Annotated in this window: 10 protein-coding genes; 4 read left to right on the forward strand and 6 right to left on the reverse strand. The window is 67.2% G+C overall.

Annotated features, from left to right (window positions below; all coding sequences use genetic code 11):
• Positions 1-6: 6 nt before the first annotated feature.
• The 6 genes from AC3WXD_RS13355 to AC3WXD_RS13380 all read right to left on the reverse strand — a co-directional run bounded on the left by AC3WXD_RS13355 (position 7) and on the right by AC3WXD_RS13380 (position 6,495).
• Positions 7-849 (reverse strand): fumarylacetoacetate hydrolase family protein, encoded by an 843-nt coding sequence (locus tag AC3WXD_RS13355; protein ID WP_492323914.1) that lies wholly within the window; start codon positions 847-849, stop codon positions 7-9.
• Positions 850-888: 39 nt separating this feature from the next.
• Entirely contained in the window at positions 889-2,070 is a 1,182-nt protein-coding gene (locus AC3WXD_RS13360) for an acyl-CoA dehydrogenase family protein (protein ID WP_043366910.1), read from the reverse strand.
• Positions 2,071-2,142: 72 nt separating this feature from the next.
• Complete coding sequence (locus AC3WXD_RS13365; RefSeq protein WP_020204058.1) at positions 2,143-3,510, reverse strand: MmgE/PrpD family protein; 1,368 nt, start codon at positions 3,508-3,510, stop codon at positions 2,143-2,145.
• 11 nt (positions 3,511-3,521) lie between these two features.
• Positions 3,522-4,457, reverse strand: coding sequence for a hydroxymethylglutaryl-CoA lyase (locus tag AC3WXD_RS13370; protein ID WP_020204059.1), 936 nt, complete (start codon positions 4,455-4,457; stop codon positions 3,522-3,524).
• 29 nt (positions 4,458-4,486) lie between these two features.
• Positions 4,487-5,293, reverse strand: a complete 807-nt coding sequence (locus AC3WXD_RS13375) for an enoyl-CoA hydratase/isomerase family protein (RefSeq protein WP_020204060.1) — start codon at positions 5,291-5,293, stop codon at positions 4,487-4,489.
• Positions 5,290-6,495 carry a CaiB/BaiF CoA transferase family protein gene (locus AC3WXD_RS13380; protein ID WP_492323915.1) on the reverse strand — a complete coding sequence of 402 codons (1,206 nt, stop codon included), beginning with the start codon at positions 6,493-6,495 and terminating at the stop codon, positions 5,290-5,292. The genes AC3WXD_RS13375 and AC3WXD_RS13380 overlap by 4 nt, the downstream gene beginning before the upstream one ends.
• 546 nt (positions 6,496-7,041) lie before the next feature.
• On the opposite strand from AC3WXD_RS13380, the gene AC3WXD_RS13385 reads away from it, so the two are divergent.
• The 4 genes from AC3WXD_RS13385 to AC3WXD_RS13400 all read left to right on the forward strand — a co-directional run bounded on the left by AC3WXD_RS13385 (position 7,042) and on the right by AC3WXD_RS13400 (position 11,227).
• The gene (locus AC3WXD_RS13385; protein ID WP_492323916.1) at positions 7,042-8,034 is read left to right on the forward strand and encodes a Bug family tripartite tricarboxylate transporter substrate binding protein; all 993 of its coding nucleotides are present in this window, start codon (positions 7,042-7,044) and stop codon (positions 8,032-8,034) included.
• A gap of 56 nt (positions 8,035-8,090) precedes the next feature.
• Positions 8,091-8,423 carry a hypothetical protein gene (locus AC3WXD_RS13390; protein WP_492323917.1) on the forward strand — a complete coding sequence of 111 codons (333 nt, stop codon included), beginning with the start codon at positions 8,091-8,093 and terminating at the stop codon, positions 8,421-8,423.
• A gap of 318 nt (positions 8,424-8,741) precedes the next feature.
• Positions 8,742-9,548 carry a class II aldolase/adducin family protein gene (locus tag AC3WXD_RS13395; RefSeq protein ID WP_492323918.1) on the forward strand — a complete coding sequence of 269 codons (807 nt, stop codon included), beginning with the start codon at positions 8,742-8,744 and terminating at the stop codon, positions 9,546-9,548.
• A 113-nt stretch (positions 9,549-9,661) separates the two neighbouring features.
• A complete protein-coding gene (locus tag AC3WXD_RS13400) occupies positions 9,662-11,227 on the forward strand; it encodes an ABC transporter substrate-binding protein (protein ID WP_492323919.1) in 1,566 nt (521 codons plus the stop codon).
• The last annotated feature ends 23 nt before the right edge of the window (positions 11,228-11,250 follow it).

Consider the following 11,250-nt stretch of genomic DNA (forward strand, 5'->3'; position numbering starts at 1 on the left):
CGCCGTCTAATACGGCACCACGTTGTGGTGCTGCTCGCCCAGCCCGGTGATGCTGTGCGTGACGGTGTCGCCCGCGCGGAGGAATTGCGGCGGCACCATGCCCAGCCCCACTCCGGCCGGCGTGCCGCTGATGATCAGGTCGCCCGGCATCAGCGTCATGTAGTGCGAGATGTAGCTCACCAGTTGCGGCACGCCGAAAATCATGTCCGCGGTATTGCCCGCCTGCATCACCTTGCCGTTGACGGACAGCGACAGCGCCAGCTCCTGCGGCCACCGGATCTCGTCGGCGGTCGCCAGCCAGGGACCGACGGGGCAAAACGACCGCGCGCTCTTGCCCTTGAAGAACTGGCCACCCTTCTCCAGCTGCCAGGCGCGCTCCGATACATCGTTGACGTTGCAGTAGCCCGCCACGTGGGAGAGCGCATTGGCCTCGCTGACACATTCCGCTTCGGTCCCGATGACGATGCCAAGCTCGACTTCCCAGTCGGTCTTCTGCGATCCCGCCCGCACCAGGATGTCGTCGCCGGGGCCCGACAGCGAACTGATCGCCTTGCTGAACAGCATCGGCTCGGCCGGGATGGCCATCTTCGCTTCTTCGGCATGCTGCCGATAGTTCAGGCCAACGGCGACGATCTGCCGGATTCCGGCCACCGGCACGCCAAGGCGCGGCGATCCCGCCACCGCCGGCAGCCGGCTCAGGTCGAGCGCTCGCAGCATGCGCTGGCCGGCCGGCGCGATGATGGCGGCGGTGATGTCGGCGACAAGCGGAGACAGTGAGCGCAGCACGCCCGCCTCGTCGATGATGCCCGGCAGTTCTTGTCCAGGCGCGCCGTAACGTACAAGTTTCATGTTGACCTTCTGGTTTGTGATTTGAGATGCCGCGCCGGCTCAGTAGGAGCGCTCCATGCCCAGCACGTGCTGCCCGACATAGCCCAGGATCATGTTGGTGGAGATCGGCGCGATCTGATACAGCCGTGTCTCGCGCCATTTGCGCTCCAGGTCGTATTCCTTGGCGAAGGAGAAGCCGCCCAGCGTCTGCATCGCCACGTCGGCCGCATGGAACGCCGCCTCCGAAGCCACGAGCTTGGCGATATTGGCGGCTTCTCCGCAGTCGGCGCCGGCGTCGAACAGGGCCGCCGCGCGCCGGCACATCATGTCCGCCGACTCCAGTTCGACATGGCAGCGCGCCAGCGGGAACTGCACGCCCTGGTTCTTGCCGATGCTGTGCCCGAACACCTTGCGCTCGCCGGCATATTCGACGGCTTTCCTGAGGCACCAGCGGCCGTCGCCCAGCGCTTCGGTGCCGACCAGGATGCGCTCCGCGTTCATGCCGTCGAGGATGTAGCGGAACCCGCTGCCTTCCTGGCCGATGAGGCTCTCGGCGGGAATCTCGAGGTTGTCGAAGAACACTTCCGTAGCGCCGTGATTGATCATGGCGTCGATGTGGCGCAACTCCAGCCCCCTGCCCAGGCCGGCCTTGATGTCGACCAGGAACACCGACAGCCCCTCGGTCTTCTTCTTCACCTCGGCCAGCGGCGTGGTCCGCGCCAGCAGCAGCATCAGGTCGGAATGCAGCGCGCGCGAGGTCCACACCTTCTGGCCGTTAATGACGTAAACATCCCCTTTGCGCGTGGCGGTGGTCTTCAGGCTGGTGGTATCCGAGCCCGTGGTCGGCTCGGTCACGCCAAAGGCCTGCAGGCGCAGCGCGCCGCTGGCGATCTTCGGCAGGTAGTGCGATTTCTGCGCCTCGCTGCCGTGGCGCAGCAGCGTGCCCATGATGTACATCTGGGCATGGCCCTGGCTTGCGACGCAGCCGGACGCATTGATCTCCTCCAGGATGGCCGCCGCGGCACGCAGCGGCAGGCCGGCGCCACCGTACTGCTCCGGTATCAGTGCGGCCAGGAAGCCGGCCTCCGTCAGCGCCGAGATGAAGGCCGTGGGATAGTCGTCGGTCTTTTCCAGCTCTCGCCAGTACGCGCCCGGGAAATCGCCGCACAGCCGGCGCACCGCGTCGCGCAAGTCGCTGTAGTCCTCGCCCAGGGCAACGCTGCAATTGATGTCGGATGTCATGATGTCTCTCTGGAGTTGTTGGTGGCCGTCGATGGTGGCCGGCATGGCTGTCGGCACATGCGTCGGCATGCGTCAGCGTCCCGCCGCGGCCGGCGCGCAGAACACGCCCGCCAGGTCCGGCAGCGATTCCAGCGCCGACAGGCGCGCGAAGATGGCCGGCGCATCCAGTTCCGGCGCGCCCGCCAGGCAGTTGATGAACTTTTCCCTGAGCGCCGCCGCGGGCAGCGGGTTCAGCGCATTGCCGCGCGGGAAACGGATCGGGCCGCTGTCGAGCACGCGCCCGTCCCGGGTCCCGATGGTCACGTAGTCGTTGGGCGCGAACACCGGCTCGACCGGACACTGGGCCTCGGTGGTCTCCACCTCGACGCGCGCCATCAGCGCCCGCACGTCGTCGCGGCCGACGAACGCATCGTTCAGCACCGACAGGTCGACGCGCCCCGCAACCATTGCCGCGGCGACGCCGAACTCGGCGCTGAACTTGGCTTCCAGTGCGCTGCGCGGCTGGTGGTTGCGCAGCATGCCGGCCTGCACATCGCCGATGACGAGCTTCACGTGCGCGACCTCGCTCGCCTGCAGGCCGGCCTGCGCCCGCAGGTCCAGCACGCCGTCGATGATCCGGTGGGCGAAATAGCAGACCGGGTAGTTCTTGACGCTCAGTCCGTTTTCGAGGAAGCGCAGCGTGGTACCGAGCGGCGCGGCCACCGGATCCATGCGCACGCGCCCGTTCGGCGAGATCGCCATCAGGTAGCCGTTGCCGCGGTCGAGCACGTCGAGGGCGGCGGTCATTCCGCATCTGGCCAGACGCACGGCCTCGATGCCGGCCTGCGCCGCCCGTCCCGCATGAAACGGCTTGGTCATGGTGCCGAAATTGCCCACCAGCCCGGCGGCCATGCTGGCGGCCAGGGCGACCGCATGCGCCACGATGGCCGGGTCGAGACGCTCGAGCGCGCCCAGCGCCGCGGCGGCGGCGACGGTGCCGAATACCCCGGTCGGATGCCAGCCCTTGGCATGATGCGGATCGGCATCGCGCGATACCAGTTCGGCCCAGGTTTCATAGCCGACGAGATAGGCCCGGATCAGGTCCGGGCCCGACGCGCCGATGTGCTGGCCCTGCGCGACCAGCGCCGGCACCAGGACGGTGCTGGGATGGCCGGACAGCGCGACATCGTCGTAGTCGAGCGCGTGGGCGGCGGTGCCATTGACCAGCGCGGCGTACTGCGCCGGCACATGGCGGTCCCCGAACAGCAGCGAAGAATGCCCCGCCAGTGCCAGCTCATCGGCAAGGTGATGGAGCAGCACCGCGGTGACGGGTTCGGTACGGCCAGCCACCATTGTGGCCGTGGTATCGATGAAGGCACTCGTGATCTGGCGTCGCACCTTGTCCGGAATGGCATCCCAGCCAAACTCGTGCGCGAAGCGGCCGATTTCCAGCGTCAGCATGGCGGCCTCCGTCATGCCGCCAGCGCGTGGCCGCCGAAGCCGCGCGGCAAGCCGGCGCGCGCCAGGCCGCCGCTGAGCGGCTCGTCGGGCAGCGAGGCTTCGATGATCTTGCGCACCTGCAAGAGCTGGTTCAGGTCGATTCCCGTGGCCAGCCCCATCGACTCGAACAGGAAAGCGAGGTCTTCCGTGACCACGTTGCCGGTCGCGCCGGGCGCATGGGGGCAGCCGCCCAGGCCCGCCAGCGAGGCATCGAACGCGCGGATGCCGGTGTCGGCCGCGGCCAGCGCATTGGCGATGCCCAGCCCGCGCGTATCGTGGAAATGCGCGGCCACGGGAATGTCGCCGACGTTGTCCAGCACCGCCTTGAAGACGCGGCGCACGCCGGCGGGATCGCCGTAGCCGACGGTATCGGCGATGGTCAGCTCATCGGCGCCGGCCCTGACGAGCGCGACCGCCAGTTCGACCACCCGCGCTTCCGACACGCGCCCTTCGAGCGTGCAGCCAAACGCCGTCGACAAGCCCCCAACCACCTTGGGACGACGCGGCACCTGACTGTCGCGCACCAGCGCGACGATGCGCCGGAAGTCGTCCAGCGATTCCTGCGTCGAGCGCCGCACGTTGGCGAGGTTGTGGCGCTCGCTGACCGACATGACGTAGTTGAGCTTGTGCACGCCAAGGGCGAGGCCGCGCTCTGCCCCCTTCAGGTTGGGAATCAGCGCGGTAGCCGCGAGGCCGGGCAGCGCGAGCGCGCCGTTCACCACGGCCTCGGCGTCGGCGAACTGCGGAATCAGTCTCGGCGGCACGAACGAGCACACCTCGATCTCCGTCACGCCCGCGGCGTGCTCCGCCGCGATCCATGCCAGCTTCGTGTCGGTAGGCATGAATCCCTTGACGATCTGCAAGCCGTCGCGCAATCCAACTTCCCGAATCGTCACCTTGTCGCTCATGGCATCTCCTTTGTCTGCGCCGCGCATGCTTATCGTCCGGTGAATACCGGCTTGCGCTTTTCGTTGAAGGCGGCGATGCCTTCCAGCCGGTCGGCTGTCGGCACCAGCCGGTTGTAGGCCTCTACCTCGAAGAACATGGCCGTGCGCGAATCCATGCGCGCGCCGTGGTCGATCGCGCGCTTGGCCTGGTAGACCGACAGCGGCGCATTGGCGGCGATGCGCTGCGCGATGTGCGCGGCTTCCTGCTTGACCGAGTGGTCCGGGCAGATCTTGTTGACCAGCCCCCATTCGCAGGCGTCTTGCGCCGAAAATGGCATGGCGCCGAGAATCAGTTCCTTCGCGCGGCGTGTGCCGACGGCACGCGCCAGGTTCTGCGTGCCGCCGCAGCCAGGCATGATGCCGAGGCTGGTTTCGGTCAGCGCGAACCTGGCGTTGTCGCCGGCGTAGACGAAATCGCAGGCCAGCGCCAGTTCGCAGCCGCCCGCGAACGCGGCGCCATTGACCGCGGCGATGACGGGCACCGGACAATCCATGATGGCCAGCACCATGCGCTCATAGATGGCGTGCTGGCGCAGGAAGTCGGCGTCGGTCATGCCATTTCGCTCTTTCAGGTCGCCGCCGGCGCAAAAATGGCGGTCGCCCTCGGCGGTCAGCACGATGGCGCGGACCTGCTCCCGGCCAGCCGCCAGGCGAGTGAATACGTCGGTCAGCTCCTCGCCCATGCGCGTGTTGATCGCATTGGCCGCTTCCGGGCGATTGATGCTGACCTGGACGACAGGCCCGGCCAATTGCGACAGCTTCAGCGTCTCGAGAGGTGCATTTATCAACTGGTTCATGCCTGCGCTCCTGCGGCGATTTTCGGTTCGACGGCGGCATCCGCCTCGGCAAACACCGCGTTGTGCTGGCCCATGCGCGGCGGTGCCGAGCGGCATGGCGGGCGTGTGCCGTCGAACGACAGCGGCAGGCCAACCAGCGTCATCTCCGAGCCCGGCACGGACTGGATCATCTGCATGGCTTGCGTCTGCGCGTCGCTCAGCACCTGGTCGACCTTCTGCAGCGGCGCGGCCGGCACGCCCGCGTTGTCAAGCGTTGCCTCCCATTCGGCGGTCGAACGGCCGGCGAAGAGACCCTGCAGAACCGGCAGCAAACCGTCGCGGTTCGCCACGCGCCCATTGTTGGTGGCGTAGCGCAGATCGCTTGCCAGCTCGGGGCATCCCATCGCGGCGGCGAGCTTGCGGAACAGCGAGTCGTTGCCGGCCGCGACCATGATGTAGCCGTCTTGCGTGCGGAAGGCCTGGTGCGGCACGATCTCGACCAGGCCAGAGCCCATCGGCCGCCTGATCTCGCCCGACGCCATGTAGCCGGTCAGATGCACCGTCATCCACGCGATGCTGCTTTCGAACAGCGAGGTATCCACCACGCATCCCTGCCCGCTGACCGCGCGGCGATACAGCGCGGACACGATGCCCATCGCCGCCCACATGCCAGTACCCATGTCGATGATCGAGCAGCCCACGCGCACCGGCTCGCGGCCGTCTTCCCCCGTCACGCTCATCAGCCCGCCGCGCGCCTGCATCAACGGGTCGTAGCCGGGCTTTTCGCGCAGGGGGCCGCGCGTGCCGAACGCGCCGAGGTTGCAGTAGATCAGTTCCGGCTTGACGCCGCGCAGCGCCTGCGCACCGAGGCCGAGCGCTTCGGCGGCGCCGGGGCGCAGGCTTTGCAGCACGACGTCGGCCTTGTCGAAAATGAAGGCCTTGAGGCGCGCGCACTCCGCGTCATCCTTGAGATTCAGGGTCGTTCCGAGTTTGTCGCGGTTCATCGCCTGGAACACGCTCGATGAACCGCACCAGTCCGGCGGCCCCCAGGCGCGCGCATCGTCGCCCTTGGCCGGGTTCTCGACCTTGATCACTTCTGCGCCCAGCTGCGCCAGAATGCTGGCGCCGTACGGCCCCGCGATGCTGTGGCACAACTCCACCACGGTGACGCCCTTGAGTGGCTGGCCATCCGCCATGCCCTCGACTCCCGACAGTTCAGTCATCTTCGCTCGCCTTGTCGATATGTTGATTCGTTTCACTGCCGTGCCCGGCAGTGGCCCAGCCGGGATCGCCTCGTCCGGGTGGTGCGGCTGGTGTTGGCCGTTTCACGAGGCACACCGCATCTTGTTGAAACGATTCAATACTAGCAAGATGATAAGTTCGTCGCAAGCGATGAAACCAGATCAACTTGGCGCGAGACAACCAGGGTAACATCGACAGACTTCCACGCCACCAAGATAAACTCATTTAAAAACAATAGATTATTGAGAGAATCGGGACTCCGACCTCCCACGACGAATCGACCTTAAGGGTTAGCCCTTGGTTGACGCCTACTGGCAGATAGCCATAATTCTCAAATGAAACGTTTCTTTTGTCGCCAATGAAGATGCGCAAAACGTGGTTCTTGTGCGATCGAAAAGACGCAGCCGATGGCATCGCCGCGACGCAGCGACAAAGACAATGAAACGATTCATGACCTGCTTGTAGAGTCAGAATGAGCGGCGCTCTTAAAAGTGGCGCAGCCGCCGCCGCAACAGGAGGATGGAGACATGAAGACATTAAGAAAGAAGCTGATCGCCGTGACCTCGCTGTGCCTGTCACTGGCCTGCGGAGCCGCCCTTGCCGGCGCAGACGGCAAGGGCTACCCGGACAAGCCGGTACGCATCCTGGTGGGCTTCCCCGCCGGACAGACCACCGACATCATTGCCCGCATCTATGCGGAACATCTGGGCCAGGCGCTGGGGCAGGGCTTCGTGGTGGAGAACCGCCCCGGCGCCGGCGCGACCATCGCCGCGCGCGCGGTGGCGGAGGCCGCGCCGGACGGCTACACGCTGCTGATGAGCTCCAGCGGCCCGCTGACCATCAGCCCCTGGATCTACAAGAACACGCTGAAGTACGACCCGATCAAGGACCTGGAGCCCATCGGCCTGGTGATCCGGGTGCCGCAGGTGCTGGTCGCGAACAATGACTTCCCGGCCAACACCTTCGAGGAATTCATCCGCATCGCCAAGGAGCAGGGCCCTCGCCTGAATTACGCCTCGGGCGGCAACGGCATCACCAACCACCTGGTGATGGAAATGCTGAAGGACAAGGCCGGCCTGACCATTTCCCACGTGCCGTACAAGGGCGCCTCGGCGGCGATGACCGATCTGATGGGCGGCAGGGTTCAGGTCATGTTCGACAGCACGCCGGTCACGCTGCCGCTCCTCAAGAGCGGCAAGATCAAGGCGCTGGCCGTCAGCGGCGCGAAGCGCATCCCCTGGCTGCCGGACGTGCCGACCGTGGCCGAAAAGGGCTATCCGGGTTTCGAAGGCTCGACCTGGGCCGCGTTGCTCGCGCCTGCCGGAACGCCGCAGGCCATCGTCGACAAGTTGAATGCCCAACTGATACGCATCAACCAGATGCCCAAGGTCAAGGCGGCAATCCAGGACCTTGGCGCCGAACCGCAGGAGGGCACGCCCAGGCAGCTGGGGCAGTTCATGCAGGCCGAGCTGCAGAAGTACGGCCGCATCGTCACGGCGGCGAACATCCGGCTCGACTGACGGGGCGGGCGTGCCGCGCCGTCGCGGCGGCACGCCATCCATACGAACAGCCGCTCATGCCGATCGTCAAGGTCTTCATCGGACCGGGATCGATGCCGCGGGACCCGGCCGCCATCGACGCGCTCGTCGCCCGGGTGGCCGGCCACTGCGCCGCCACGCTCAAGGCCAGGCCGGAACTGGTGCAGGTCATGGCGGTGCCCTTGCTCGCCGAACCCCACGGCGCGGGAGTCCATGTGGAGGCGAACTTCCGCGAAGGCCCCTCGCGGCCGGCGGAGGTCGTGCAGCATTTCATGGACGCCATCGACGGCGACGTGCGCGCCCTGCTGCGCGTGCAGCCGCGCATACGGTGCTTTGCCGAAGCGCCGTGCCGGCTGTTCGCCAGGAACTAGCGTGCCCACGCACCAATCGGTGCATCCCGACCGGCGCATCTCTCGTGCATCGCTCCCCAATGCCGGGCCCGGCATGCCGCCGCGCGCCAGCCTCGGGCATGCGCGCGCCGCCCCACGCGCGTGCATGCCGCCCGCCCCGCTCGAGTAAATCCCCGATAAATCAAACAGTTGCCACCGGCTCGCGGCACCTTGCCCGAGTTCCGGCCGGCATGGCCTGAACTTTGCGTATCGGCGACGACTGCCGGCTGTCGACAGTTGGCAACCAGATCAGCGCGCCACCGATGGCGCCTATCCACGCCTAGCCAAAGGACAGAAAACATGGGCAACACGGTCCCCTCCCTCCACATCCAGGCCGCGGCTGCGACCATTTCCGCGGCGGAACAGCGCGTGCGCGAGGATCTCGCCGCCGCCTACCGCCTGGTCGCGCTGTACGGCATGGACGACAGCATCTACACCCACATCTCGGCGCGCGTGCCCGGCACCGAGGACCGTTTCCTGATCAATCCGTTCGGCACGCTGTTCCGCGACATCACGGCGTCGTCGCTGGTGTGCATCGACCTGGAGGGCCGCATCGTCAGCGCGCCGCCGGGCTGCGACGTCAACCCCGCCGGCTTCACCATCCACAGCGCGGTGCATGCCGCGCGCCACGACGCGGCCTGCGTGCTGCACACCCACACGGTGGCGGGCGTGGCGGTGTCCTCGCTGGCGTGCGGCCTCAAGCCGTCGAACCAGTGGGCGCTACAGTTCCACGAGCGCGTGGCCTATCACGACTTCGAGGGCATCGCGCTGGACCTCGACGAGCGCGAGCGCCTGGTGGCCGACCTCGGCCCGGACAAGCGCGCGCTGATCCTGCGCAACCACGGCCTGCTCACGCTGGGCCGCAGCGTGGCGGAGGCCTTCATCCTGATGCACAACCTGGAGCGCGCCTGCCGCGTGCAGGTGGCGATCCAGTCCAGCGGGCAGCCGGAATACCCGGTGCCCGAGGCGGTCCGCGAAAAGACCGCGCGCCAGTACGAAAGCGGCGACACCAACCGCCTGCCGGGCGCGCCCGATCCCTACGCGCGCGAATGGCGCGCGCTGCTGCGCCGGCTGGAGCCGGCCGCCGCGCCTTCGTTCCGCGACTGAGCGCCAGCGGCTGGACACCAGCGGCTGAACGCCGGCGACCCGGCGCCGGCGCTTCGCCCCGTTTTTCCCTTCTTGCCTGACCCACACATCCCTAGCCCCAGGAGAGTCTCGCCATGAATCGTCGCCAACTGATCAAGATGGGTGTTGCCACCGCGGGGCTGTCGCTCGCGGGCGTGCCCTTGCACGTGCTTGCGCAGGGCAAGAAGGGAGGCGTGATCAACGCGCTGGTGCAGCCCGAGCCGTCCGGGCTGATGATCGGCATCACCCAGAACGGCCCGACCCAGCTGATCTCCGGCAATATCTACGAGGGCCTGCTGCGCTACGACGAGAAGCTGGACCCGCAGCCGGCGCTGGCCACGTCCTGGACGGTCAACCCGGCCGGCACGCTGTACACCTTCAAGCTCAAGCGCAACGTGACCTGGCACGACGGCAAGCCGTTTACCGCCGCCGACGTGGTGTTCTCCGCCGACGTGTTCCTGCGCAAGACCCACGCCCGCCTGCGCGCCAACCTGGCCGCGGTGGAAACCATCCGCGCGGTGGACCCGTACACGGTGGAGTTCAAGCTCAAGTACCCGTTCGGCCCCTTCCTCGGCATCTTCGAGGTGGGCTCGATGCCGATGGTGCCGAAGCACATCTACGAGGGAACCGATTTCCTGACCAACTCGGCCAATGCCACCCCGATCGGCACCGGCCCGCTCAAGTTCAAGGAGTGGGTGCGCGGCTCCTACATCCAGCTGGTGCGCAACGAGCACTATCACCTGCCCGACGTGCCGCTGGTGGACTCGGTCTATTTCCACGTGATCCCCGACGCGGCCGCGCGCGCGGCGGCGTTCGAGTCCGGCAAGGTGGACCTGGTGCCGGGCGGCGCGGTGGAATACTTCGACGTGGCGCGGCTGGCCAAGCTGCCCGGCGTGCAGGTCACCACCAAGGGCTGGGAGTTCTTCGCGCCGCACTCGTGGCTGTGGGTCAACAACCGCCGCGCGCCGATGGACAACGTCAAGTTCCGCCAGGCGCTGGCCTTCGCCATCGACCGCGACGCCATCGCCAAGGTGGCCTGGCAGGGCTACGCCAGGACCGCCACCGGCCCCTTCAACAGCCACATCAAGTACTACAGCACCGACGTCGCCAAATACCCGCGCGACCTCGCCAGGGCCAAGGCGCTGCTGGCCGAGTCGGGCTACAAGGGCGAGGCGCTGCGCCTGCTGCCGCTGCCCTACGGCGAGACCTGGACCCGCTCGGCGGAGATCGTCCGGCAGAACCTGCTGCAGGCCGGCGTCAAGATCGAGATGACGCCGACCGACGTGGCCGGCTGGGGCGAGCGCCTCAACAAGTGGGACTACGACCTCGCCTTCACCTACGTCTACCAGTACGGCGACCCCGCGCTGGGCGTGGCGCGCAACTACACCTCGGACAACATCGCCCAGGGCTCGCCCTTCAACAACGTGGAGGGCTACCGCAACGCCCGCGTGGACGAGCTGTTCCAGGCCGGCGCGCGCGAGATGGACCCGGCCCGGCGCGCGGCGCTCTACCGCGACGTGCAGAAGATCCTGCTCGACGAAATGCCGGTGGTGTGGATGCACGAGCTGAACTTCCCCACGCTGTACCGCAGCCGCGTCAACAACCCGATCAATTCCGGCATCGGCCTGAACGACGGCCTCGGCCGCGCCTGGCTGGCGTGATGGCGGCGCGTTCCTGTTCGAGG

Source organism: Cupriavidus sp. FW216-B1 (assembly GCF_058789195.1).

Excerpts from the sequence above, each read along its gene's own strand:
- AC3WXD_RS13355 (WP_492323914.1), bottom strand. The coding sequence starts at position 849 with ATGAAACTTGTACGTTACGGCGCGCCTGGACAAGAACTGCCGGGCATC.
- AC3WXD_RS13360 (WP_043366910.1), bottom strand. The coding sequence starts at position 2,070 with ATGACATCCGACATCAATTGCAGCGTTGCCCTGGGCGAGGACTACAGC.
- AC3WXD_RS13365 (WP_020204058.1), bottom strand. The coding sequence starts at position 3,510 with ATGCTGACGCTGGAAATCGGCCGCTTCGCGCACGAGTTTGGCTGGGAT.
- AC3WXD_RS13370 (WP_020204059.1), bottom strand. The coding sequence starts at position 4,457 with ATGAGCGACAAGGTGACGATTCGGGAAGTTGGATTGCGCGACGGCTTG.
- AC3WXD_RS13375 (WP_020204060.1), bottom strand. The coding sequence starts at position 5,293 with ATGAACCAGTTGATAAATGCACCTCTCGAGACGCTGAAGCTGTCGCAA.
- AC3WXD_RS13380 (WP_492323915.1), bottom strand. The coding sequence starts at position 6,495 with ATGACTGAACTGTCGGGAGTCGAGGGCATGGCGGATGGCCAGCCACTC.
- AC3WXD_RS13385 (WP_492323916.1), top strand. The coding sequence starts at position 7,042 with ATGAAGACATTAAGAAAGAAGCTGATCGCCGTGACCTCGCTGTGCCTG.
- AC3WXD_RS13390 (WP_492323917.1), top strand. The coding sequence starts at position 8,091 with ATGCCGATCGTCAAGGTCTTCATCGGACCGGGATCGATGCCGCGGGAC.
- AC3WXD_RS13395 (WP_492323918.1), top strand. The coding sequence starts at position 8,742 with ATGGGCAACACGGTCCCCTCCCTCCACATCCAGGCCGCGGCTGCGACC.
- AC3WXD_RS13400 (WP_492323919.1), top strand. The coding sequence starts at position 9,662 with ATGAATCGTCGCCAACTGATCAAGATGGGTGTTGCCACCGCGGGGCTG.